Raw genomic sequence first — 25,384 nt, 5'->3', positions numbered from 1 at the left:
ACATCACACGAGACTACTAGTATTTGCCAGATGGACGTGGACGCATTCGTCGCCACCCATCGGGGGACATGGGACCGGCTGGAAGCGCTGCTCAAGCGCAGGCAGCGGCTGAACGGGCCCGAGATCGATGAGCTGGTCGAGCTGTACCAGAAGGTGTCTACCCATTTGTCCACCGTGCGCTCGGCCTCGGGCGATCCCGCGTTGGTGGGGCGGCTGTCGACATTGATTGCCCGTGCGCGTTCAGCAGTCACTGGGGAACACGCCCCGCTGTGGCGCCACTTCATCCGTTTCTGGACGGTGTCCTTTCCGGTGGTGGCCTATCGCAGCTGGCGTTGGTGGCTGGGCGCGACGGTCGCATCGATGGTGATAGCGGTCGCCGTCGGCGTGTGGGTGGTGCATTCACCCGAGCTGCAATCGGTGATCGGAACACCCGACGAGATTGCGCATCTGGTCAACGAGGACTTCGAGAACTACTACAGCGAGCATCCGGCCGCAGCCTTCGCGCTACATGTGTGGATCAACAACTCCTGGGTAGCGGCGCAGTGCATCATCTTCGCCGTGCTGCTGGGCCTTCCGATCCCGTACGTGTTGTTCATGAACGCGGCGAATGTCGGCCTGGCAGGCGGCCTGATGTTCGCGGCGGGCCGCGGTGACGTGTTCTTCGGGCTGATCCTTCCGCACGGACTACTGGAGCTGACGGCGGTGTTCCTGGCCGCGGGCGTCGGAATGCGCTTGGGATGGAAGGTGATTGACCCGGGCGACCGGCCACGTGCACAGGTGCTCGCCGAGCAGGGCCGCGCCGTCATGGCGGTGGCCGGTGGGCTGGTGGCGGTGCTGCTGGTGAGCGGTCTCATCGAGGCACTGGTCACGCCGTCGCCGCTACCGACATGGGCCCGCATCGGAATCGGGGTGATCGCGGAGGCGCTGTTCCTGGCGTATGTGGTGGTCCTGGGCCGGCGCGGGGTGGCCGCCAATGAATCCGGTGACATCGAGAACGCCGCGGACTACGCGCCGGCTGCCTGAGCGTCAGAGGCGGCCGGACGCCTTCAGTGACAAGTATCGGTCGGCGAGAGCCGGGGCGATCTCGTCGGGCGGCGCGTCGACCACTTCGACACCCTGGCGCCGCAGCAGCGTGACGATGCGGCGGCGCCCACCGCGGGTTCGTTCGGCTGCGGCGGCGTCATACACCTGCTCGACATCCAGAGACCTGACATTTCCCGGCCCTGTGGAGTTCTGGGGCATCACCATGTCCTCGACGCGTGGATCGCTGACTGCCGCCACCAGCAGGTGGTGATGGGTGGTCAGCTGAGGAAGCAGCGGCAGTAGACCCTCCTCCAACGCCGCTGGGTTCAGATCGGTGAGCAGCACGATAAATGAGCGATGTCGGGATCTGCGACGGATGGTGGCCACCAGATCGCGGGCATCGGACTCGACGAGCGACGGTTCCAAGGGGGCCATCGCGTTGACGACCAAGGACAGTAGTTCGTTGCGCGATGCTCCGGATACCTGGGCGCGGACCGCGCGATCGTGAGCCAAGAAGTCCACCCGGTCACCCGCGCGAGATGCCAAGGCCACCAACAACAATGTGGCATCCATCGCCCAATCAAGCCGGGGCCATCCCGACGGATCACCCGACGTCGGGTCGACGCCGATCCGCCCGGCAGAGGTACGGCCGGTGTCCAGCACCACAAGAATGCGACGGTCGCGTTCCGGGCGCCAGGTACGCACCACCACGTCGTTGCGCCGCGCGGTGGCGCGCCAGTCGATGGACCGGACATCGTCTCCAACCACATACTCACGCAGAGAGTCGAATTCAGTGCCCTGGCCGCGAATCAGGACCGGGATGGCGCCCTCGAGTTCGCGCAGTCTGGCCAGCCGGGACGGCAGATGCTTGCGACTCAGGAACGGCGGCAGCACGCGCAGCTGCCACGGCACATCGTGGCGTCCCTGCCGTCCGGCGAACCCGAGCGGCCCGACCGTGCGCACCGTGACGGTCGCGGGTTTGTGGTCGCCACGGCGCAAGGGCCGCACGGCGGTAACGACTTGGGTGCGTTCGCCGGAGCGCAGACTCACGCGGTGCGCGCGCGGCGTGGCACGCATGCTCGGTGCCCAACTGTCGCGTACCCAACCGTGCACCCGGCGGCCGGGATTCTGGATCAGCAATGCGATATCCGCGGATTCGCCGAGCCGGATGGAGTCGGGGCCCGACCGGGTGAAGGTGAGCCGGCGCGGGCTGGCAGCGGCCACGATGTCGACGACGATCGCGAGCGTAAGAGCCAGGAGCAGCAGCCAGAACAACCTAACCGGCCACGGCGACACCAGGATCAGCAGCGCGCCGAGCAGCGCCGCCAATCCCGCGCGTCCGGTCAGAATCACTAGCGCGGTACCGGAACGGTGACGAGGATGCCGTCCAGAACCCGATCGGAGGTCGCCCCCTCCAACTCGGCCTCGGGGCGCAGGCCGATGCGATGGCGCAAGGTGGGGCGGGCCATGGCCTTGACATCGTCCGGGGTGACGTAGTTGCGGCCGGAAAGCCATGCCCAGGCGCGCGATGTCGCCAGCAGTGCGGTGGCCGCACGCGGGGACGCGCCGAGCTGCAGGGAGGGTGACTGGCGGGTCGCACGGATCACGTCGACCACATAAGCCAGTACCTCCGGAGCCACCAGCACCCGGCCCACCGCGGCCCGACCCGCCTCCAGATCTGCGGCGGAGGCCACCGGAGTCACATGGGAGAGGTTGCGGGGGTCGAAGCCAAGGGCGTGCCGCTCCAGGATGGCGATCTCCTGATCACGTTCGGGTAGAGAGACATTGAGCTTCATCAGGAAGCGGTCCAGCTGGGCCTCTGGCAGCTGGTAGGTGCCCTCGTACTCGATGGGGTTCTGGGTGGCGGCGACGATGAACGGATCCGGGAGCGGGCGCGCAGTGCCGTCGACGGTGACCTGACGCTCCTCCATGGCTTCGAGCAGCGCCGCCTGCGTTTTCGGTGGGGTGCGGTTGATCTCGTCGGCAAGAAGCAGACTGGTGAAGACGGGGCCGGCGCGGAATTCGAAGGCCGCGGTGCGTGCGTCGTAGACCAGGGACCCGGTGACATCACCGGGCATCAGGTCCGGGGTGAACTGCACACGCTTGAATTCCAGGGACAGTGCCGCCGAGAGTGTGCGCACCAAAAGGGTTTTCGCGACACCTGGTACGCCTTCTAGCAGCACGTGTCCGCGGCACAGCAGCGCGACAACCAAGCCGCTGACCACCGAGTCCTGCCCGACGACCACGGTGGCGATTTGTTCACGTAACGCCGCGAGCGCGTTGCGCGCGGCGTCCTCGGAATTCCCGGTGATGGTTGCCTGTGTCACGATTCGCGGACCTGCCTTTCGATGATGTCCAGCTGTTGCGTCAGGTTGGTGAGCTGCTGGTCGTCCGAGGGGACGGGGCCGAACAGCACATGGTGGATATCCGTGGCGTTGCGCCCAATTCGGTGCGCCACGGCGGTGGTGATTACCTGTGACGTCTCGTCGACCGGGAGGCCAAGCCGGCGCACGATTCGGTAGCGGGCGGCTTCCCGCAGCGATTCGGAGGCGAGGTCGCGAGCGCGGCGGGACCGGTAGAGCCGACCGCGTCCCTCGGTGGTTTCCGAGGCGCGCACGACGACCGGAAGCTTCTCGGCGACAATGGGGCCCAGGCGGCGGCCGCGCCACATGGCGAGCAGCAGCACCACGAGGCAGAGCTGCCAGATGGCCATGCTCACCTGATCGGGTATCAGGTCGCTCATCGATTTCGGTTTGGCGCTGGTGCCGACCTTTGGCCGCTCGGGGACGTACCAGACCAGCTGGGAGCTTCGTCCGGCCAGGTTCATGGCGAGCGCCGCATTGCCTTGCTTGGTCAGTTGTTTGTTGGAGAGCAGGGTGTCATCGCCGAGTACGGTGATGGTGCGGTTACCGTCCTGGTAGCGCACCAGCGTGCCGCCGTAGCAGCTGATCTGCCCCGGGGCGGGGTTGTTGAAGGTATAGGTAGGGCCGATATATGTCTGAATCGCGCCGGCCTGCTTGGCTTCCCGCAGATCACAGTCCGGCTCGACAAGCTCATCGCTTTGATACGAGCTGACGCGCGCCTGCGAGGCCAGCCGCTCACGGGTGTCGGAGTACGGCGCCAGCATCAGGCGATCCCCTGGCAGTGTGACCAGGGTATCCAGGATGGCATCGGAGAGGTTCCCGTTATCCAGCACCATGAGCTGGCTGTCGGCGTGCATGGCGTCACGCACTTCGTCGATGGTGGTGGCGCGTGTGACGGTGACGCCGCGGTCACGCAGGAGTTGGGCCAATGCGTGCCCGCCGCGGAGGTTGACGGCCTCCGGGTCTAAATAACCTTCGGGCCGCGGCGATTTGGTCATGAGCAGCCCGGTGGCAACGATGGCGACCGCCGCGGCCAGGACCCACGCCCAGGTACGCCAACGGTCCCGCAGGCGCGGTGATCTCGCGGTGTTGGTCGTCACCGCACGGCCTCCCAACCCGTCGTTGTTCCGGGTTTCGCGGATGACACGAGGACCGGAGCATCGCGGATGTGATCATCCAGATCGGCGATTTTGCGGTACGACTGCTCGGTGCCGGGTCTGTCGCCGTAGCTGACGTCGTTGAAGATTTCCGCGCTGGATCGGAATTCCGGTGCCAGTGAGGGCAGTTCACGTCCCGCATCGGTGGCCAGTTCGTTGGCGGTACGGCCCGGCACGGGGGTGAGGATCATGCGTTCTTCGAGCTGGCGTGCCACGGCACGCAGCCGATGCCGGATCGCCGATGCCCAATCACCGTGGGATGCAGCGAGTTCGGCGGCTGCCCGATGTTCGGCCGCGGTGAGCTCACCGGATTCGAAGAGCCCGAAGTCGGCGCCGCCCTTGGTCCGGACCGCACGGCGGGCGATGCGAACCAGCAGCACCACGGCGGCGATCACGATGAGTGTGGTCACGAGGATGGTGAACCAGCCCCCGGGCAGCTCGCTGGCCCGGAACTCCAGGTAGTGCAGATGCTCGACGAGCCAATTGATCAGACGGTCGGGCGGCGAGGGGTGCTCGTAGATCGGTTTGGCCAGTTCGCGTTGAGCGGCCTCGGCCGCCGAGTCGCGGTCGATGTCGACGGTTGGCATTACACCTGGACCGGGGGACGCGCGGGCAGCCACAGGGAATCGGGGTCGATACCTGGCTGGCCGAGGCGTTCTCGCGTTCTGGTCTCCGTCTGTAGCACCAGGTCCAGTGCCTCGGTGCGCATCCGCTGATCGGTGTACAGCAGCACGTTCACCGCTGCCTTGAACGGCAGGGAGATGATCTGGGCGATAACGGCACCGACTGCGGCCAGCGCGAAGATGATCAGCATCTCGGGGCCAAGGTTGCTTGGGTCGCCGCCGGCGAAGGCCGCGACCTCCCCGACGAGGATGAACGGCATGCCGATGATCATCGACACAAACCCCACGATGACGCCGGTGAGCAGCAGGATGCCCAGTAGCCGCCAAAAGCCCTTGCGTACCAGGGAAACCGAGCGGCCGATCGCGCCGAACACGCTCTGGTGTTCCAGGATCAGAATGGACGGGACGAGACTGAACACAGGCATCAAATACAGATAGAACGCGAGATAGCCGAGGGCCAACAGGAATCCGGCGGGGATGGCTCCCGCGGGGCCGACGGTCAGCGCGAGGCCGACCACCACGGCCACCCCGAACCCGAGAACGACCGCGAAAAGCAGCAGCTCGACAAGGGCCACACCCAGCAGGGCCCAGATACGAGGTTTCGCGCGCTGCCAGGCTTCCTTGATGGTGGTGCGTTCACCGAAGACGGAGCGGCCGATGGTGACGGTCAACATTCCGCTCAGGATGATGGTGACCAGTGAGGTGACCACCGCACCGACCAACTGTCCCCCGACGTAGCCGAGGCCGAAGGCCGCGCCGAATGAGTCCTGGGTGTTCTTGTCGAAGGAGGCCGCACCCGTCAGGATGGCCGTCGTCGGTGCCGCCTGGATTCCGAAGATCAACAATTGACTGACGATGACCACGATGGCCGTGAGGCCGATGGTGGTCTTGGGATTGGCGCGGATTGCTGCGATGGCGCCGTTGTAGAGCGATGAGAGATCGAGCGGCCGCAGTGGGATGACTCCCGGCTTCAGGGCCGGCGCCTCCGGCGTCACCCAATAGGGAACCGCAGGCGGATGCGGGTATCCGGGCGGCGGGGGCTGATATCCGAACCCCGGCGGTGGGTACCCAGCTGCGCCCGCCGGGGGGTAGCCAGGGGCAGGAGGAGGGTAGGCGGGCGCGGGTCCCGGGGGTAGCGGAGCCGGCGTGACGCCCCCCTCGTCGTTGCTCATTTCTCCATTTTGGCGGTTGAGGACGTTTCTGGCAATTGCCTCCCGATTTTAATGTCAACACCCTTGACATATGTCAGGCGAATTGACATTCTGGAGTCATGACTGAGAAGAGCGCTACCGAGGAATTCGATCTTGCGTTTGAGGCCGCGTACCGCGGCGAGACCCCCGAAGGTCTGGGTGTCCGGCCGCCGTGGAGCATTGGTGAACCGCAGCCCGAGATCGCGACACTGATCGCCGAGGGCAAGGTGCACGGTGAAGTGCTCGACGCCGGGTGTGGCGAGGCGGCGACCTCGCTGCATCTGGCCGAGACGGGGCACACCACCGTCGGGCTGGACTCGGCGCCCAAGGCCATCGAGTTGGCGAAAGGTTATGCGGCCGAGCGTGGTTTGACCAATGCCAGTTTCGCGGTAGCCGACATCTCGGCGTTCACCGGGTACGACGGACGCTTCGACACCATCATCGATTCGACGCTGTTCCATTCGATGCCCGTCGAACTGCGTGAGGGCTACCAGCGTTCGATTGTCCGGGCCGCCGCGTCTGGGGCGCGTTACTACGTGCTGGTTTTCGATCGTGCGGCGTTCCCGGCGGAGTCTCCCGTCAACGCCGTCACCGAAAACGAACTGCGGGATGTGGTGTCGAAGTACTGGTCCATTGACGAGATCCGCCCGGCAAAGATCTACGCGAACTTCAACGGATTCGAACGCGGTGTTGCGCAGGGCTTCGCGCGGCATCAGATCGAGCCGGATGGGCGGGCATCTATTGCCGCGTGGCTGCTGTCGGCGCACCTGGCCGGCTAGAAGCCACGGTAGTCGCGCACCGGCATTCGTGATCCGCGCCGGGCGGGTTTCGGAGCGACGAGCTCGATAAGCCTGATAATTCGATAGCGTTGCCCGGCATAGGGTTCCAAGAGATCCAACATGCCGGCATCATCGGTTCTGTGGCCGGTGAGTGCGAAACCCACCTGTGCGGGGATGTGATAGTCGCCGACGGGAACGGCATCGGGGTCGCCGAGAGCGCGTATCCGTATCTCGGCCTCGGTCCATGGTCCGATGCCGTGGATCGAGGTCAGGTGTTCGGGTTTCGTTTCCACGTCAGCGGTGGCGGCGGCGCGGATGGTGCGCATGCGGACCGGTTCCGCACCGGACTTGTGCCACTCCCATGACGGGATGTCGAGCCATTCCCGTTGCGGTGGTGGGATCTTGGCGCCGCCGAGATCGGCGCCGACGTGATTGAGCAGATACCGCCAGGCCCGCCAGGCTTCGGCGCCGGGCACCTTCTGTTCGAGCACGGCGGGTACGAGGGCCTCCCAGACGCGATCGGTGGCGCCGAGGCGGACGCCCTTGGCGCCCTGGATCAATCGGGTGACCGCGTCGTGTTTGGGTGTGAGCGCTTCGGGCTCGTCGTCGGCACCGAGGAGGCGTGGCAGGCGGTCGAGTAGCCATTCGGCACCGTCACCGTATGCGCGGCCGACGACGGTCTTGTCTTTGCGTGAGATCGTCAGCACTCCGGGGCCGTCGGGGGTGTAGGAGCCCCGGGTAATGGATCCGCCCGGAGACACTCGGTACGTCGGGTCGCCCGCGCCGCGGCGGTGGATGCCGAGCGTTCGGGCAATGTCCAACGGCCACGGTGGAATCCACTCGCGGGTGAGCGGGGCTGCTAGGCCTTCGGGCAGAACTTCCAGCCGCCGGTCTCCTTCTTGAACTCGATATCGTGCTTGCCCTTGGCGTCGGTGATGTGGATGACCGCGTTGTCGCCGTTGATATCGAGGCCGGTGATCTTCGACGGACCGTTATCGGACTTGGTCAGGGCATTGAGATCCGGAGCCTGGCCACTGCCCGCGATGTCCTTGAACGCCTCGCGATACTTGGCGCAGAAGAAGGTGAGCATCTTGGTGAAGTCGTTGGCCTTGGCGGCATCGGCCATGCCGGAGATGGTCTGCTTGATCGCCTTGACGTCCTGCTCGTTATTCGAGCCGGAGGAGCGGGGCGAATCGATGATCTGGTCGCTGGCGTGCGTCCGGACACTCTGGGGGGTGGAGTTGGTGGTGAGGCCCAGGACCAGCAGGGCGATCAAAAAGACGCCGAGCGAGCCGCCGACGATGGACAGCGCCTTCTGCTGCGGGGTCAGGGGCGGCCGGGGTGGCTTGGGAGCGGGAGCAGGGGCGTAGCCGGTGGGAGGCGGGCCATAGGGGTTGGGCTGGGAGTATGTCGGGTACTGCTGCGGCTGGGTCTGCTGGAACGGGCCCTGGGGGTACTGCGGTTGCGTCATCTGTGTGTCTGTCCTAGCGCGGCTGCGGTCATGGCTTCTATGCCAGTGTGCCGGATGGGGGAGGATGAGTGGGGTGGGCGTGTGTAGCTTCAATGATTATCTGTTGACTCCCTGCGCGGGCACGCAAGCGTTTGGCACGCTGCCCCAGTGCAGAAGTATCCATCGCTGTGCCGGCTGAAAACCATAATTAAGGGCCACCGGTGAGTCGGAGGCTGGCACATGGACTTGGATTGGGCACCGCAAGCCGTCGGCCGCGTCTGCAATCCATCAGTCTTCCGACGCTGGATACATTGGCGGCCTAGTTGACAGGCATTGCGCGCACGGACTGTGCGGCGAGTCCTGTCCGCTGGCTCTCGCCGCTGTTGGCGAGCTAGTCGGCGAGCCGATCCACCACCACGTCGTCCGGGTTGGTCGAATTTATGACCGTCCACTGAATGAGGTTGCTCTTGGGCACCGACTTCGCGGGAACGGCGATGGAGATTAGGCCGACAAGGTCCTTACGCTCGACTGGTTTTGTTGTATCGTCCGGCTCGCGGTCTGGGGCGACAGAGACGAGAACCACACCGCGCGTTGCTGATTCACCGATCGTCTTGACTGCCTTGCCTAGCACGATCGGCCGCGCCGCGGCACGATGCTTGCGGTCAGAGCCGACGAAGTCAATGCGCCGGTCGCGACGCTTGCGCTTCACGATCGAGATGTCGCCGCCGAGCTCGGGTACGTCGAAGACGCGTCCTCCGGAGTTCGGCCACGCCCATACCACTGCCCAGTCTGTGATCTTTTGGTCGTTCGTCGCTTTCTCGATGAAGCGTTTGAGGCCCTTGATGTTAGTTTCGGATACGGGATGCCAGGTGAGTAGATCGAATAGCTGCAAGAATTCGTCCGCTCCGATCAGCCCAACTCGGGCGCGCTGCATTAATTCTTTCTTGTCATCAAGCTCATAGGCAAGCTCGACGTCAGTCGTTGCGTGCGCGAGTAGTGGGACGACGACTTTATCGAAGTTCTTGCGGTTCTCTTCGCTTCCGCGATCCGGTAGACCGTAAAGATCTTGAATGTCGGTCGGTGCTTTGTTGGCGATGACGGCGTTCCACATCTTGTTGCGTGCCGTCGGCTTTAGCCACGGAAGATGCTGGCTAACGAGTGGAGGAATCTGTCGCGGCTCTAATAACGGCATGTCGTGCTCATCAAAGCCAGCGTACTTGCTGAGTTCGGCACGAAATGCCTCCTCATCCATGAGGAGTGCTTCGAATGCCTCGTACAGGTCGACTTTGGAGTCACGCCGGATGTACAACCGCACGAGATCCTGGTAGCCGGGTCTGAAGCCGAACCAACGGCCTGCCTGCATCAGCGTGTCCGCCTGGCCGGCCTTCCTGCGGAAGTAAGACGTAGTGAGTCCTTCGACAGTGAAGCCGCGGCTAAGCTGAGTGCCACCGACGAGGATGCGCCAGACCTTGTCCGCTTCGAAGTCGAGTTTCTTCTGCTGTGCCTGGATCTCCTTGTCGGAGTTTACGATCAACACAGGGTCCCCGTCGATCGTGATCGCAGCGAGGGCCGTTCCGATAAATGGCTTGAGCTCCCCGAATGTGTTCGGGATCGGCGCGCCTGCGGCGCGCGCGTCCATTACAGGCAGGTAGTCGGTGGTGTACAGCTTCTCCAGCCGGGCGAATCCCTCTGACGAGTTGAACTTGCTTCTACTCCAAATAGTTCGGACGTCGCCAGCCGTAACGGCGTGATCGTCCTTCTTCACCGACTCATGCACCAGCATCGTGTGATGCCGGTACCTGAGGTCAGAATTAGCCTCGCGGTACTTCTTGATCGCGCCTGCCACAACCCATGCGTCGAGCGCTTCTTGAAGCTCCTCGATCCGGCCGTCAGGATTCGTATCCACGTCGCCAACAAGCGATCGGATGTGGGCCAGCTCGTTGGAGTTGGCGACAGTCTTTTCTTCGTCGTCCCAGCGTTTACTGACGTCGTGGAACTCCTGGACGCCCATATAACCAGGCGGACGATGAAGAGAAAGAACAAAATCGGCAGGGAACAGGTCGCGTTCGTCATCGGGATCGACGAACACGTTGGCGAACGGCGTTGCCGTGTACCCGACATACTGGGCTCTAGGGCATATGTCGAGGATTTCTGTGATGAGCCGATTTATCGTCGTCCGTTTGCGGTTTTCGGGAGATCCCTTCTTCCACTTCGCCGGATTGGTGGTGTCGACCGAGGCTTGGTCTGACTCGTCGTCGATAATCAGGACCGGCAACTCGGCGAGTTCGTTTTTGAGCGGCTTCAAATCCTGAATCAGCTTCTTGAGAGATGCAGGGTTCTTTTTGATGACTGCTACATACGCGCCCGAATGAAACAGGTTCTCTTCGTCATTGAGTGGCTTGCGCTTATTTTTGCGCGCGAACTTGAGCTTGGTAATGGCCTGCGGAAGTCGTTTGTAATCGCTACGATGACTGGTCACGCGAGCAATTTCGACGACACCTGGCATAGTCAGTGCATCGCCGTGCTTGACGAAGCGCTCAGCTTTCCATTCCTCATCCTGCTGATAGTCGAGTTCTTTGGCGACAACTGGATCCGTTGGGTCTTGTCCTGCCAAGATGTTCTCGACACCCATGAGTTCCATGTCCATCCGGCGTTGGGTTTGAGCGCGAAGGATTTCGATCGTCCCGGTTAGAACGATGATGAGTCGGTAGCCCGCATCAATTCCCTTGGCAACCACACCGGTGAAGTTCGCGGTTTTTCCGCTCTGGACGTAGCCGACGACCAGCCCCCTGGTCTGCTTGGCCTCGGGCCGAGTAGGCCGACTGAGGCGTTCGATTACCTCCGTAGTGGTTTCGTCCAGAGACGAAATGGATGACGCAGGCCACTTTTTGACCTTACGGAGGTATGTCTCGTAGTCGTCCCAGTACACGCTGGTGCGGAGTTTTCGCTCTGTGGCGTACCAAGGTTCGAAGACTTTGGAGATGACGATCGCGGGAGTCTCGAAAACCTCGACTCTCGCGGTGAAGGCAGCGGCGACATCATCCGAAAGACCAAGACTCGCATAGATCGCTGCACGGCGTTCCCGAGTGCGGGGTGATGTTATGGCGCCATCATGTCCAACGTGCTCGTCCTCACTGTCCCACTTCGCCAGTGCTATTCGGGCTTGGGTAAGTGCTGGCTCGTTCTCATCGGTATTTTGGATGAACGCCAAGAGTTCCGCTTCGCTGACGGAAGTACCCGCAAGTGCAGTCAGCAGCGGCCCAAGAGGGGTGGGCTGCTGGTTCTTGAGCGCAATAAAGACGTTGGTGAGGGCGTCTGCCCAGATTGGTCGTAGTGCGGGCACGTTCGTCAGCTCTCCTTAGGACGCAACGAATCCGCCGATAGGGTCGGACAGTGTGTCATGGGGTAGATCAGTTAGGTCCACTCTGTAGGAGACCTCCGACAGAAGTGCGAAGTTAGGCACTAGTGGCCTGACTAGGTCGGATGTCATAGCAGGAAAGTCGCCCTTGACGTTGTAGGCGCGTGGCTGGGATCGAAGCGCCCAGAATGTCGGGTACAAGTCCGCCTCGTCGTCCTGCCAACCGAAGCTCGCGAGCATCGAATCCACGGAGACCTGGTGTCCGCCCGCGATGTTGCGGGTTTGAGCCACAACCTGCGGGAGGGTGCGCCCGACCTGTGGACCAGTTCTGGTGAGCTGGATGGACAGGAGGCTGAGCGGAATACCGCGTAGTGGCACCAGCTGATCGAGCCCGTTGATAACGTGACGGCGGCGTTCGCCACTAGTCGTTTTCACCTCGACGTGAACTGAATCAAATGTGAAGTCATGCTCTTCGGACAACGGCCCCTGCCAAGCGGCGGTAGCGGGCCCTGCACCAATTTGACGGATCAGAAACTCCAAGAAAAGTAACTCGCCCAGCAAGCCGACCTCCTTTTCGATTGGCATCGCGCCACGACTCGCGAACACGCTCCGGTGACGGGATACACCGGCAGCAACCGCGGCAGCGAGAGGCAACTTCTCGATCTGAAGCTCGTCCGCGATAGTCGCCAGGAGCCCGTAGGCGCCGTGCACGCTGCCTTCGACCCGGACCGTGAGTTCGGCAAGCTCGTCGTCACCGGCGGCCACTGCCTTGAAACCGACGTTCTTGAGCTTGGCAACGTTTGGCTCGGGAATTTCATACGCTGTCACGAGTGTGATCAGGCTGTTCTTAGGGTCGAGTTGGAGACGGCATGCTGGCTCGCCTTTGATAGGTAAAACCATTGGCGCTCCGTTGCACCACAATTCGTCGAGAGTTGTGAACGTCAGGTGACGTGCATCATTGGGCGAAATCGTCATCGGTTCGTATTCCTACTCGCCCCGCATTTGGGCCTCAGAGGTGATAGCCGCGCTGAGGATACTGTTCCAAAGGAGGATCTCGTCCTTGTCCCGCGACCCTAGGTGCTGTCCCTCGAAGACGTGGTGAGTAAGGAGGTAAAGCAGGGCTTTGAGCACAGGAGCGTCGTTCATGCTCCCGCCGTCGGGAGCGAACAATCCGCGGTAGCGATTATTCAGCCAGAGGGTCCTGGCGGGAAAATCTACGTCAAGGAACTCGCCCGCTGACAGTCGTTTCCATTTGACGTCGACGGCTTCTCCGTCGATGAACGACAACTCACGCCCGATCTGTTTGCGAACAGCTGGCGTAATGCCCTTGTCAGGCCTAATGGCTGGCTTGCGCTGACGTATACGTTTGTTCGCGTCGGCGTAGGTCGCCTCTGCGTCGTGGAGGAAGGTCATGAAGGTTGTGCCGTCCACAGCTTCCGCCTTGTTAATTGCGTCGTGGAATACAGGTTCGAACTTCAGCCCGCTCTTCTCAGGGTTCATGGTCACGAACGGCCCGATGGCCCCAGTGTCCTCAAGTACCACCCGCGCGAGTTGACGGGCTGGTCCCCGAGTCGCGGTGTCAGACCAACCGCCGATCTGAAGTAAACGATCGTTGCGGTAGATGTAAAAGCCCTGGAAATGCTCACCACTCCTTGAACCGATCCGAAAACCCGTGATATCGGACTTGGCGGGCCAGATGTGGCAAGTCAGCTTCACCTGTGTTTCGCTGGCAGTCGCTACGAGGTTCTTGGGATATCCGGGATGGCCGGAAGTCACGTAACCGAAGGGATCGATCGGCAGGATCGGAACGCCAGGTTCGGCAATCGCCTGTCCGAGCTCGTCGATCAGTATGTCGATTTGGAGCTGCTGGGTAGCTAGAAGCCGATGAAATGTCACGCCAAGGTGCGATCTGAGCGCCTCATTGCGGGTGGAAAGCCAGCTTCGGGCCTCCTCCTGGTTCCGGCCTCGGTACACATTGCGTATGTCGGTCCAGACGATCGACGTTCCTTCCAACGATCCCAGCACGGCCTGTCGGTCGGCTGCATGAGCGGCCGCGGAATCGGAGGACAAAACCTCGCACGTGAAGTCTTTCGAAAAATCTGCACGGCGAATGCGACGCCCGACCGGGGTTGCGCCGTACCTGGTGGACCAGACTGTCAGAACATCACTGTGGCCAAACGATGCTGCTTTCAGCCCCATCCCGAAATGGCCGAGGTCGCCATCTGCGTACTCGCGTTGGTGGCCGATCGTCATAGCGGAGTTGGCCGCGGACGAGTCCATGCCCCTGCCATTGTCGAGAACCTCCACTTGGATCAGGCGATCGTCGTGCGTCAGAAGGCGGACCGATATGTGTGATGCATCGGCATCGATGCTGTTGTCAACAAGGTCGGCGATTGCCGACTCCAAGGTATGGTTCGCGCCCAGACTCTTGACAAGTCCAGCGTCCGGAGCCAGTTTGATCCGCTCGACCACGTCGTTTGCATCTGTCATTATTTGGCGTCCTCGAAGTCGCTCTCGTCCTGCTGGATCACTGTCTTGCCCGTTCGTATGGCGATGCGCTGGTCTTCGCCGTTGGCACTCACTGCGGGGATAGTGAATGGCTCGGCCTCGCCTCGGCCACGCGGGTACAGGGCCGAAATCCAAATACTCCCAATGCGTTGCGGCGCAACACTTTTAGCCTCATCCGATAACGCGTTCGCGAGCATCGCTCTCGTCCACCGCAGGAACATGGCCGAGGGATATCGGTGGTGGGTCGGCTTCCCGCGAGCTGCCTGCCAAATTTGCCTAGCGGCCACGATGCCTCGACTAGATTGCGCTTCAACCTATTCCCCCGACTAGACCCAGCATGGCGCCAACTGGCCCACAGCAATACCTACCAGAGAAGACCGACATAACCTTCCTATCCCCCAGCGCGCCCCGCTCGCACCGCAGCCTCCACGAGATCTGCCGCGCGCTCCGGATTGTCATGCTCCCAGATCCGAAGCACCCTCCATCCGAGATTGGCAAGATGCGTGTCCGTTTCCCGGTCTCGTTCGATATTGCGGGCGAGCTTGTTGGCCCACCACGCCGCGTTGTTTTTCGGGAAGGTTTTGTGATCTGGGCACCCATGCCAGAAGCAGCCGTCGACGAACACGGCGATCTTCTGACCAGGGAACAGGATGTCGGCGCGCCTGCGAGGCATGCCTGGAAGAACGGCATGGACACGATAGCGAAGACCGCGTGCATGGAGGAGGCTCCGCAGCGACAACTCGCCTTTCGTGTCCCGCGAGCGTTGACGGGACATCCGCAACGACGTGCGAGGGTCGGTGCTCGTTTCCCACACGGCTCAAGTCTCCTCGACGAGGCAGATGTCGGCAGCTCTCTTTCCAAGATCGATCCTCGGGACACCTAACACGGCTTGCGGGGGGAGGGGGGCTGGTCAGACGCATTCCGTCTTGGACAACCAGGCGCCTGTCTGAACAATTGCGTCGGCCACGCGGCTGAATGCATGATCCGAACTACGGCACTCGTCAGGGTGGCAGACTCCAGATGCTCAAAACGGTCGCGAGCGCCCAAAACTGTCTGCCGGAGCTGTCGGCGATGTGTAGGTCTTCGTCGCCCAGAGTTTGGCGCCCCGCTGCTGAAAGTCGATCAGCACGTTCGGATCAAGTATTTAGTGACTAGCGGGCCGTGGTAGCCCGAGGTGGCAGCTCTGGCGAGGCCATGAAAACTAAACCCGACCCCTGTTCACCGTCATCTCACGCACATGCGCGAGCGCATGAGCGCCCGTGGCAGCGACTGCCGGGTAGCGGGCGAGTCGCACAGAAGCGTCAGCGAATTGTCGTGGGAGCCGGCTAGAGTTGTTCACCATGGCGGGGAGTGGGACGTCCTCTTGCGCGGACTTACGCGTACTGGATCTTTTTAGCGGTGCTGGTGGTCTCAGCACTGGCTTCGGTTCAGAGTCAACGCGCTTCAAGACGGTTCGGGCGATCGAGCACGACGTAGCGGCCGCTGCTACGTATGCGGAGAATTACGATGCTGAGGCGGTGTTCGCCGGTGGAATTGAGGAATGGCTCAAGGCTGAGGATCCACCCGAGGCCGATATCGTGATCGGTGGGCCGCCGTGCCAGGGATTTTCAGCGCTGGGTAAGCAAGAGAAGCTCGACGAGCGCAACCAACTGTGGCTCCGCTATGCCGAGGTGATCCGAAGATCGAAGCCGAAGTACTTCGTGCTCGAGAATGTTCCACAGTTCTTGACCTCGGTTCAGTTCAGTCGCTTCAAACGCCAATGCCAACCGAGTGAGCGACTCGGCGAGTACACATTCCAAGCAAAGGTCCTGAACGCAGCTGATTTCGGTGCTGCCCAGGTGCGCAAGCGCGTCATCCTTATCGGCCGTCACCGGGATCTCCCAGTCCCAGGATTTCCAGCAACGACACACGCGAGGGTGGCAGACGACGGACACCAAAAATGGTGCACCCTCCAGGACGTAATCGGCGACCTTCGACGGATTGTGACTGACATCGATCTTCCCTGTCGTGAGGTCGAGGTCGGCGGTACCCTGATTCCAGGCGCTTTCAAGACGAGTGAGCTTCACTTGACGAGACATTACGAGCAGCTGTCGATCAACAGGTTCCACTGCATCCCGGCCGATGGCAATCGATTTGATATCCCGGAAGAGTTGCTATCTGAGTGCTGGAAGAAGCACAAGTCTGGATCCGGTGATGTCATGGGCAGGCTAAATTGGAACAAGCCTTCAGTCACAATACGGACCGAGTTTTTCAAGCCCGAGAAGGGGCGCTACCTGCACCCGACGGAGCATCGTGCAATCACTCATCACGAGGCCGCCCGCATTCAAGGGTTCTCCGATGACTACAAGTGGATCGGGTCTAAGGTAGCAATCGCTCGCCAAATTGGAAATGCAGTCCCAATTCCTCTTGCGCGTGCTATCGCATCGCACTTGATTGGGCTTTTCTGAACTATGGTGAATACCATAAACTATGGGTTCGATCAATGCTTTTGATCGAACCGAAGAACAAATTCGTATTGCGTGAGCTCTGGTTTAGCTTGGACCAGTGCCAATGCCGACCTTGTCGGTGAGTTGAATACTTCTCGCCATCTCCTAACCGGGAGCTCACAGATGATCGAGAACGAGCCAGTCCAAAGTTCGGATAAGGCGCCAGCGGCGGCCCGTCACGGCTTATGTCGATCCCAGTCTCCGTCCCAACCCCGACGCCCGGACCGCCTGCCGCTGAATCGCGGCCCGCACCTCGGCCTCCGATCCGACCACCCGCACGCGCTCCTTCGCACGCGTCACCGCGGTGTAGAACAGCTCGCGCGTCAGTAGTCGGGAATCCTCGGAGGGCAGCAGCACAGTCACTTCATTCGCCTGGCTGCCTTGTGACTTGTGAATCGTCATGGCGTGCATGGTCTCCACCTCGACCAGGCGACTGGTCGCGAACGACACCGTGCCGAACACCGCGCGCAAACCGTCAGCCCCGGCCACCGTGACGCCGGTGTCGCCGTTGTACAGGCGCAGCCCATAGTCATTGGCGGTCACCAGAATCGGGCGCCCCGCGTACCAGGCTGCCCAGTGTGGCTCGCCCGTCTCCTCGGTGATCCACCGCTCCACCTGGCGGTTCCAGTGCGTCACCCCGAACGGCCCGTGCCGATGCGCACACAGCAGCCGGTGCTCGTCGAGCACGGCCAGTGCCGCTGCGGCGTCACCCGCCTGACTCGCCGCGCGCAACGCAAACGCATGGGCGACAAGCACATCGCGCAGCCCGTCCGAATCCTTCGACCACTCGACATGGGGATCTCCAGACACCAGTACTTCCAGCGCACGATCCGCGTCTCCGTCACGCACTGCCGCCGCCAACGCGCCAATCGCCGCACCGAAGCGGTGCGACGTACGCAGCGCCGCCACCCGCTCGGACCCCAGGCCCTCGACCAGATCGGCCAGTACCGCGCCCGCCTCCACCGAGGCCAGCTGATCCGGGTCGCCCACCAGCAATAGCCGTGCCTGCGGGCGCACCGCCTCCAAGAGTCGTGCCATCATGGTCAGCGACACCATCGACGTCTCGTCCACCACAATCACGTCGTGCGGCAAACGGTTTCCGCGATGATGCCGAAACCGGGACGACGTATCGGGCCGTGATCCGAGCAGCCGATGCAGCGTGGTCGCCTGCAGCCCAGCAAGCCGCGATTGGTCGACGGGATCCAGCTTGCCGACCTCCAGCTGCACCGCTTCCTGCAGCCGAGCCGCCGCCTTGCCTGTCGGCGCCGCCAGTGCGATCCGCAGCGGCGGCCCGCTTAACGACGATGCCTGCTCGGTCAACAGCGCCAACAGCCGTGCCACCGTCGTGGTCTTGCCGGTTCCCGGGCCTCCCGTCAACACCGTAAGGCCCTGCGACAGCGCAATATCGGCGGCCGCGCGCTGCTCTTCGAACCCTGGCGGGAAAAGTCGCGCATAGGCGGGCACTTCGGCATGCGGTTGCGCGGCGGCGACCAGGGTCTGCACGTCCTCGCACACCTGCTGTTCCTCGCGCCAGTACCGGTCGAGATACAGCAGCTCGCCGAAAAGCCGCAGCACGGGCGGCTGACCGGTCAACGGGCTCGCCCGCACCGCCGCCAACCACGCATCTGTGGCAGGCCACGGCAGCGACGGCGCCTCCACCTGTGCTGCCACCGCGCGCAGGTCCACACACACCGACCCGCCGCGCAGCGCCCGCACCGCCAGCGCGACCGCCAGTTCGACGGACTCATCAGTCTCGGCAGCCAGTGCCGTCAGTCGCTGTGCCACATGCATGTCCGCCGGTTCGAGAATGTCGCCGAACGCCTCTATCAACCTCATGACAGCAGCTCCGATAGCGCGACCACCAAGGTCGCCGATGGCTGCCAGCTGAACACCCCGGCCGGATGTCCGTCTACCACCGGGGTATCCGCCCCGCACATGCCGCGCACGAAGAGATACACCGTGCCGCCCAGATGCTCCTCCGGTCGATACCCCGGCAGTCGCCAGGACAGGAACCTGTGCAACACAACGCTGTACAGCAACGCCTGCAGCGGGTAGTCCGAATGCAGCATGGCTTCCACCATGCGCGGCCTCGAATAGTCGGCAGCCGTCAACGGCGTGTCACCGGTACCCAGCCAGTTGGTCTTGTAGTCCACCACCACGTACCGTGCGCCGACCCGCAGCACCGCGTCGACGGATCCCGAGAGATACCCACGCAGGCTCTGCCTGCCCAACCCGGGTCCCGTTAGCCGTGACGCGTACACCGCCAGCGGATCATCGGCGGCAAGGTGCTTGCCCAGCAGCACCCCCACGTCGGCCAGCCGCGGGAACGATCTTCTGGCCGCATCACCGCCCGCCAGCGGAAACTCAAAGTCGAGCTCGCATAAGCGATCCCGCAACCCGATCTGGCGTAGTGTCACACCCGGGAGCAGCGGACCTAGCGAAGTGTCATGCATTGGCACCAGGGCCGCGGCCAACTCGGCGGCCGGAACCTCGACGGGCCACCGCTGTGCGTGTTTAACCACCTGCGCATGCAGTTCCCCAACCAGGTCCGGCGAGAACGGATCGGCGGTCTCCAACACCGCGTGCACCAGCGAACCGAAGGCCGCCCCGGCCGGTAGCTGCGCCATCGGGGAGGGCATATCAGCCCCGGTCGGTGTCGACCGCAACGGAATGTCGTCCACCTCGTCGTCCAGCTCGACGGCCTCCGGCTCGCTCGACACCCCCGACTCCTCGACGGCACGCAGCAGCCCCGAATACGAGGTGCGCCGCCATGCGGTATCGATCGGCCGATCAAACACCCGCACCGCGAGATCTTCGGAAATCGACGGCGCCGCGGCCGGAACAAATCCGGCGACCAGTGCCTCCTCGATCACGGGGCCGCCCTCGACTTCCCATGCGCGCAGCCGTTTGAGCGCATCCACATCGGAAACCTTGGCGGGAGCACACTTATCGGGCACCGAAGGATTTCCGGGAGCACGCCCGCGCAACAGCCGAGACAGGCCACCGTTGGGCTCGTCGAAGGACGGCGCCCACCACGCCACCACTTGGGACTGCGCGCGCGTCAAGGCCACATATGTGAGCCGGCTGGCATCGCGGGCCGCTTCGGTGCGGCCCGCCAGATCGGCCATCGAGTAGTCAGGATCGTCTCTGCCGCCGATGTGCAGACAACGCACTCCATCCTCGTGATACAGCACGTAATCACGTTCCGGGGCATACCGATTGAATGAGAACGGCAGATACACGATGGGGAACTGCAGCCCCTTGCTCACCCACACCGTCATGATCTGCACGGCCGCGGCATCACTGTCCAGCCGCCGGTTGCGTTCGGCCTCGGCCCCGCCCTCCGAGCACTGCGTACGCAACCAATCGCGCAGCGCGGCCAACCCGAAGCCATTGCGGTGCGCTGTGTCCTGCAACAGCTCCGTCAGGTGGGAAAGATCGGTCATCATCCGCTCGCCGCCCCGCCAGGACAGCACCCGGCTCCCCATGCCGGCCAGCTGCGCGGCCTCGAGTACCGCCGCGACTCCGCGCTCGCGCGCTCGTCCCGCCCACGCCCGTAGGGTGGCCGCGATCTCATCGGTCAACGATTCACCGCCCGCGGCAAGAGTTTCCGCCGTCTCGCCGAAGAACACCGTCGCCGCGGCCGCGTGCACAAGACCGGGCCGGTGCGGCTGATCGAACGCCTCCAACAGGTACAACCAGTCCTGTGCCGCATCGGAACTGAACACGTCAGTGTCGCCGGTATAGACGGCGGGAATCCCCGCCTCGGCCAATGCCGTGTGACATGCGCGTGCATCCTTGTGCGCCTCCACAATCACCGCGATGTCCCGGGCTTGGACCGGTCGGCCATCGAAGGTGGCCCCGCTGGACAACAGCGCGCCGATATCGGCGGCGAGATCCTTGCCGATGCTGCGCCGCAGCTCGGCAATGGGAATGACCTTGATGCCGTCCCGATTTCGCGACACCACCCGCAGCCGAAACGGGTCGTTGTGCGGGGCACCTACCAGCCGATGCCCCTGGTGGTACGCCTCCACATCATGGACCACGATGTCCGGGCCGCCCAGCTGCGCACTCCGCAGTACCGCCTGCAGCCGGTCGACCAACGCGGCATCGCTGCGCCAGTTGGTGCCCAACGTCTGCTTGTCGCCGGCGGTGGCCGCCGCACGCAGATAGGTGTCGATATCCCCACCACGGAACGCGTAGATGGCCTGCTTGGGGTCGCCGATCAGGACCAGCGTCGAGCGCCCGGAGAAGGCCCGCTCCAGCACCTGCCATTGCACCGGGTCGGTGTCCTGGAACTCGTCCACCATGACGATGGGCCAGCGCTGGTGCATCCGTGCCCGCGCCGGGGAATCCGGGGCATCCAGCGCATCAGCCAGGCGGGTCAGCAGATCATCGAACCCGAGAATGCTGCGGCGGCGCTTACGGATCTCCAACTGCTCCAGTATATCTCGGGCGAAGGTCAGCGCGGCCCGTGCGTACGACTCGGCATCCGGCTCCAGCGGACGCAGCTGGGTTGCTGGATTGCGCACCACCTCCCTGGCCAGGCGCAACGCTGCCGGGTGGCTCAGCGGAGGGTTGTCACGTTCCTTGCCGAAATGCGTCAGATACCGGTCATTGACGATCTCGCAGACCAGGTCGTCAAGGTTCTCGACCAGCGTCACGCCGGAATCGCTATCCCCAGCCACACCCAGGGATTTGAGCACGATATGGCAGAACTGATGCGTGGTGGCAATGGTCGCCGCGTCGAAACCTGCCAGCGCGTCCCGCAGCCGCCGCTGGCGCATCGCATGGTCGGCCGAGATCAGGTACCGCGTCAGATCCGTGCGTGCTGTTGACGGATCCTCGAAGGCCCGCAACGCATCCACGATCTGGCCGCGAACCCGGTCGCGGAGTTCCTGGCTGGCGGCGCGGCCGAACGTGATCAGCAGCATCTGATCCAGCGTCGCGACACCCTCGGCGACGTACCGGGTGACCAAACCCGCCAATGCGAATGTTTTTCCGGTTCCGGCGCTGGCCTCCAGCACCGTGGTGGAGCGCTCATCGGGCAGCGGCCCCAATAGGTCAAAGCGTTTCATGAGCCCCGCTCCGCGCGCAGCAGCGGTGACCACAACCGCGCGGAATACGCACCGAGACGGTTCGTTTCGCCCTCGGTCTCTTCGCCGGGCCGCAACGGCTGCATCAGATGGCGCAGCCAGACACCCTTGCCGAACGCCCGCTCGACGGCCGGGTCCGCATCCTCGCCGGGAAAATTGCCGGAGCGCCAACGATATCCGGCCTGCAGTTCGGGGTCATCGCGTGTTTGACGGGCGTCTGCCCATGCGTAGGAGGTCTTGAGCGGCAACGGCAGCGGCTCGCGGCGTCCTGCGTCGTAGATGGCCACCAAGTCACGTAGTACGCCTACCGGATCGGTGGGTCGCCCGAGCGTCCGCGCCAGTGGTTTCGGGCCACGCCGGGCGCGGCCGATGCACACCGCCGACCAGTCCTGCCGGGGGTCGTGTGCCGTCAAGGCCGCCAACGGAATCCACGATTGCAGCAGATGTTTGGCGTCGAGCCGCGAATAGGTGACCGACACCAGCCGCTCGCCGAACACCGGGGAGACGGTGCCGGTGAGCCGGCGCCCATCGCCGAGATCGATATCGACATCGAAGGCTCGAGTGTCATCGGTTCGGTAGCCCCTGGTCTCCTCGGCGAGAGCGGCGCATCGGTCCCGCAGCTCGGAGACCCGCCGCCAGCCCAGCTGGCCTGGGGGCAACGTGCCGCGCCGCCATTCGGCCTGCTGGGCGTCGGCTGGCGACATACCGCGCAGCATGTCGGCCAGCATGCGGTCACCCACCGTCCACTCTTCGAGAGCGTCGATCTCGACGGGCATGTCATCGGACACCCCGTCCACATCCCACGGCAGGGTGTAGTCCAGGGCGCGGAAGAATCCCTTGATGGGGTGGTTGAAGAACGCGACGAGGTCCGCCAACGCGACATCGGTGTGGGCCGGTGCGGGTAGCGGACCGGAGATGAACGGGGGCCGTTCGGCGCGCGCACCCGCGGCGGCGCGGGCGGCGATCAGGGCGGTGGTGTCGAAGGTGAAGGGGTGCCCGGGGATCACGCCGTCCGGTGTCACGTTGCGAATATCGAACGGCTGCAATGGGTGCACCACGTGCGCCCGCGAACGCACCGGTCGCGCCGTAGTGATGTCCAACGCGTCCAGCAGCTCGGCGAGCGGCACCGCCGGGGGACGGGCCTGCCCCGAGTATTCGTTGGCGCCGGTGTAGGTGAGCACCAGGGTTTCGGTGGCGGCACCGATGGCGTCGAGCAGCAATTGCCTGTCCTCGGAACGGATATCGCGTTCACCCGTCATCGGATCGCGGGCCAGCGCGTCGTCCCCGTCGACGGCGCCGAGCCGCGGGAAGACGCCGTCGTCGAGCCCGACGAGGCAGACCACCCGATGCGGAACCGAACGCATCGGCACCATGGTGCAGACAGTCAAAGTGCCGGTGCGGAAGTTGGCGCGCGTAGGTCGACCGGCCAGATGGCGATCCAGAAGTGCGCGAATATCACTGATTCGCAATAAGACCGGATCGGCGTGCGCCTGGATCTCCGCGAACTCACGCAGCATCTGGGCGCGGGGCCAGTCCTCCGCATCCTCGGACAGGGCATCGATACCCGTCGACAGAGCGGATAGCCATTCATCCAAGGGTCGGGTGCCGGTCAGTGAAGTCACGGTGGTGTGGAGTTGGGCAATGAACTCGGCAAAGCGGCCGGCCAGCTCGACGCGGTTACTGCTCACATCGTCGAGCGGCAGCGTGGCGCCCAGCCAGGAGTGTGAATCCTCAGACATCGCCACCCCGGCCAGTACCCGATCGATACCGAAACGCCAGGTGTTGTGCAGGAAATCGACTCCATAGGGTGCGCGATGCTCGGGGTCGAATCCCCAACGGATGTTCGCCTCCCGCACCCACGCGGTGATCGCGTCCAGATCGTCGTCGGTGAAGCCGAATCGCATGCGCACCGGCGCCGACTCCGCGAGATTCAGGACCTCGCTGGCGGTGGCCCGTCCACTGGCCAGGCCCAGCACCTGTGCCGCCACCGTCAACAGCGGATTGGTTTGCACCAGAGCACGATCGGCAAGTCGAACCCGCAGCTGATGAGCCGGATGGGCACCGGGCACCGACTCGCCGAGACCGAACCTGGCCGATATCAACGGTGCGTACGTCTCTATGTCCGGGCACATGACGAGGATGTCGCGCGGCTCCAGCGTCGGATCGTCGGCGAGTAGTCCCAGCAGGACCTCGCGGAGCACATCGATCTGCCGGGCGGGGCCGTGGCAGGAATGCACCTGCACCGAGCGGTCACCTACCGCGAGTTCCCGCCCGTGCGGACGTGTCTCATCGGCCGCGAGATCGGATTGCAGCCAGCCCAGTAACGTATCGGAAAATGTTGTCCCACTGAGATATTCGTCGGACGCGGGGTCGGGTAACACGCGTTGCAGCTCACGCACATCCCGGCCCAGCGTGGCCAGCAGGGGATGGCGCACGGCGCGATGCCCGGTGTCCGCGCGCCGCGGAGCCGGGCCACGCTCGTCGCGCAGCGTGTGCCAGAGCGTGTCACTGGGGTGCGGCAGCCACAGGTACAGATCGTGGTGCGTTGACAGCGCCTCGAGCAGCTCGACATCGGTGACCGGAAGCCGGGTATGCCCGAACAGGGATATCCGTTCCGGCAGATCCGACGGCGCCTCCCGCAGGCGTGCCAGAACCTGACGGTGCCGAACATACGGGGGGACCGCCTTGACCCGCGAAACCAGCGCCCGCCACAGCGGCGGCTGCCACGCTAGATCCGGCTCGACCGCGTCACCGTCGAGCCAGGAGATCAACAGCTGCGGGCGCTGCCGTGCGTAGGACGCGAACAATCCCGCAAGCCGCCGCGCCACGGCATAACGCCTGCCTTGGCGCAGCTCACGTTCTTCACCGGCTTCGAAGAGCCCGAGATGTGTGGCCAGTGGTGCGGCCCAGGGCCGGTCCAGGTTTTCGTCGATCGCCGAGAGCAGCGGCCAGACCAGCGCATCGGGTGACCAGGGATCGTCGTCGAGCGTGCCGGTGAGCTCGGCGACGAGCGAGCGCGGGCTCCGGAACTGCACCGCCGCGCACACCCCGAGCCGGTCCGATAGCCGTTGGCTCAGCCACCGTTCGACACCCTTGGCCGGCACCAGCACCAGTTCTTGGGCAAAGGGATCCAGGACGGGTTCAGCCAGCAGCCGGGCGAGCCCGTCGGCGAGCGTGTCGGTCCGCTCGGCCCGGCGCAGGTGAAATGCCATCGCCGCAACGATAGAACCCAGGGGTTCGAGATTCAGGCTTTGGCAGGTTGCGCTGTTAGTCTCCGAAGAACGCCGGAATTGGGTCGCGGGGAGGCGTGCTCAACCGGTTGATCGCAAGGAAGCGCGAAAGAGCTGGTAG

At 63.7% G+C, this 25,384-nt stretch carries 17 protein-coding genes; 3 read left to right on the top strand and 14 right to left on the bottom strand.

Annotated features, from left to right (window positions below; all coding sequences use genetic code 11):
- Window positions 1-30: 30 nt before the first annotated feature.
- Complete coding sequence (locus BKG76_RS09165) at window positions 31-1,023, top strand: stage II sporulation protein M (RefSeq protein ID WP_070937379.1); 993 nt, start codon at window positions 31-33, stop codon at window positions 1,021-1,023.
- Window positions 1,024-1,026: 3 nt separating this feature from the next.
- Here the strand turns inward: BKG76_RS09165 and BKG76_RS09160 are convergent, their stop codons facing one another.
- The 5 genes from BKG76_RS09160 to BKG76_RS09140 are packed head-to-tail and all read right to left on the bottom strand — an operon-like array spanning window position 1,027 to window position 6,161.
- Window positions 1,027-2,376, bottom strand: coding sequence for a DUF58 domain-containing protein (locus tag BKG76_RS09160; protein ID WP_070937378.1), 1,350 nt, complete (start codon window positions 2,374-2,376; stop codon window positions 1,027-1,029).
- Window positions 2,376-3,350 carry an AAA family ATPase gene (locus BKG76_RS09155; protein ID WP_070937377.1) on the bottom strand — a complete coding sequence of 325 codons (975 nt, stop codon included), beginning with the start codon at window positions 3,348-3,350 and terminating at the stop codon, window positions 2,376-2,378. Before BKG76_RS09155 ends, BKG76_RS09160 begins: the two co-directional genes overlap by 1 nt.
- Entirely contained in the window at window positions 3,347-4,486 is a 1,140-nt protein-coding gene (locus BKG76_RS09150) for a DUF4350 domain-containing protein (protein ID WP_070937376.1), read from the bottom strand. The genes BKG76_RS09155 and BKG76_RS09150 overlap by 4 nt, the downstream gene beginning before the upstream one ends.
- Window positions 4,483-5,130, bottom strand: a complete 648-nt coding sequence (locus tag BKG76_RS09145) for a DUF4129 domain-containing protein (RefSeq protein ID WP_070937375.1) — start codon at window positions 5,128-5,130, stop codon at window positions 4,483-4,485. The genes BKG76_RS09150 and BKG76_RS09145 overlap by 4 nt, the downstream gene beginning before the upstream one ends.
- Entirely contained in the window at window positions 5,130-6,161 is a 1,032-nt protein-coding gene (locus tag BKG76_RS09140; RefSeq protein ID WP_070937374.1) for a glycerophosphoryl diester phosphodiesterase membrane domain-containing protein, read from the bottom strand. Before BKG76_RS09140 ends, BKG76_RS09145 begins: the two co-directional genes overlap by 1 nt.
- 275 nt (window positions 6,162-6,436) lie before the next feature.
- On the opposite strand from BKG76_RS09140, the gene BKG76_RS09135 reads away from it, so the two are divergent.
- Entirely contained in the window at window positions 6,437-7,135 is a 699-nt protein-coding gene (locus BKG76_RS09135; protein ID WP_070937373.1) for a class I SAM-dependent methyltransferase, read from the top strand.
- Here BKG76_RS09135 and BKG76_RS09130 read toward each other — a convergent pair.
- The 6 genes from BKG76_RS09130 to BKG76_RS09100 all read right to left on the bottom strand — a co-directional run bounded on the left by BKG76_RS09130 (window position 7,132) and on the right by BKG76_RS09100 (window position 15,265).
- Window positions 7,132-7,956, bottom strand: coding sequence for a DNA-3-methyladenine glycosylase family protein (locus tag BKG76_RS09130; RefSeq protein WP_070937372.1), 825 nt, complete (start codon window positions 7,954-7,956; stop codon window positions 7,132-7,134). The two genes, BKG76_RS09135 and BKG76_RS09130, sit on opposite strands and share 4 nt — an antisense overlap.
- Window positions 7,957-7,994: 38 nt before the next feature.
- Window positions 7,995-8,606 carry a hypothetical protein gene (locus BKG76_RS09125; protein WP_070937371.1) on the bottom strand — a complete coding sequence of 204 codons (612 nt, stop codon included), beginning with the start codon at window positions 8,604-8,606 and terminating at the stop codon, window positions 7,995-7,997.
- A gap of 370 nt (window positions 8,607-8,976) precedes the next feature.
- Window positions 8,977-11,928 carry a Z1 domain-containing protein gene (locus tag BKG76_RS09120; RefSeq protein ID WP_070937370.1) on the bottom strand — a complete coding sequence of 984 codons (2,952 nt, stop codon included), beginning with the start codon at window positions 11,926-11,928 and terminating at the stop codon, window positions 8,977-8,979.
- Window positions 11,929-11,943: 15 nt separating this feature from the next.
- Window positions 11,944-12,918: a PD-(D/E)XK motif protein gene (locus BKG76_RS09115; RefSeq protein ID WP_236737551.1), complete on the bottom strand. Its 975-nt coding sequence runs from the start codon at window positions 12,916-12,918 to the stop codon at window positions 11,944-11,946.
- Window positions 12,919-12,930: 12 nt separating this feature from the next.
- Window positions 12,931-14,433: an ATP-binding protein gene (locus tag BKG76_RS09110; protein ID WP_070937368.1), complete on the bottom strand. Its 1,503-nt coding sequence runs from the start codon at window positions 14,431-14,433 to the stop codon at window positions 12,931-12,933.
- Window positions 14,434-14,842: 409 nt separating this feature from the next.
- Entirely contained in the window at window positions 14,843-15,265 is a 423-nt protein-coding gene (locus BKG76_RS09100; RefSeq protein WP_269085934.1) for a very short patch repair endonuclease, read from the bottom strand.
- A 526-nt stretch (window positions 15,266-15,791) separates the two neighbouring features.
- Here BKG76_RS09100 and BKG76_RS09095 point away from each other — a divergent pair.
- Entirely contained in the window at window positions 15,792-16,898 is a 1,107-nt protein-coding gene (locus BKG76_RS09095; protein ID WP_070937365.1) for a DNA cytosine methyltransferase, read from the top strand.
- A gap of 222 nt (window positions 16,899-17,120) precedes the next feature.
- Here the strand turns inward: BKG76_RS09095 and recD are convergent, their stop codons facing one another.
- From recD to recC, 3 genes are read right to left on the bottom strand one after another with little or no spacing between them, the layout of a single operon-like run.
- Entirely contained in the window at window positions 17,121-18,773 is a 1,653-nt protein-coding gene (gene recD / locus BKG76_RS09090; protein WP_070937364.1) for an exodeoxyribonuclease V subunit alpha, read from the bottom strand.
- On the bottom strand, window positions 18,770-22,015 hold the full coding sequence (gene recB / locus BKG76_RS09085; RefSeq protein ID WP_070939076.1) for an exodeoxyribonuclease V subunit beta: 3,246 nt from the start codon (window positions 22,013-22,015) through the stop codon (window positions 18,770-18,772). The genes recD and recB overlap by 4 nt, the downstream gene beginning before the upstream one ends.
- Complete coding sequence (gene recC / locus BKG76_RS09080; RefSeq protein WP_070937363.1) at window positions 22,012-25,245, bottom strand: exodeoxyribonuclease V subunit gamma; 3,234 nt, start codon at window positions 25,243-25,245, stop codon at window positions 22,012-22,014. The genes recB and recC overlap by 4 nt, the downstream gene beginning before the upstream one ends.
- Window positions 25,246-25,384: the final 139 nt, after the last annotated feature.

Origin of the sequence: Mycobacteroides franklinii (assembly GCF_001853795.1) — a bacterium.
GTDB classification, from domain to species: domain Bacteria; phylum Actinomycetota; class Actinomycetes; order Mycobacteriales; family Mycobacteriaceae; genus Mycobacterium; species Mycobacterium franklinii.
The sequence above is the reverse complement of the archived record's forward strand: the minus strand, read 5'-3'. Positions and strand labels throughout refer to the sequence as shown.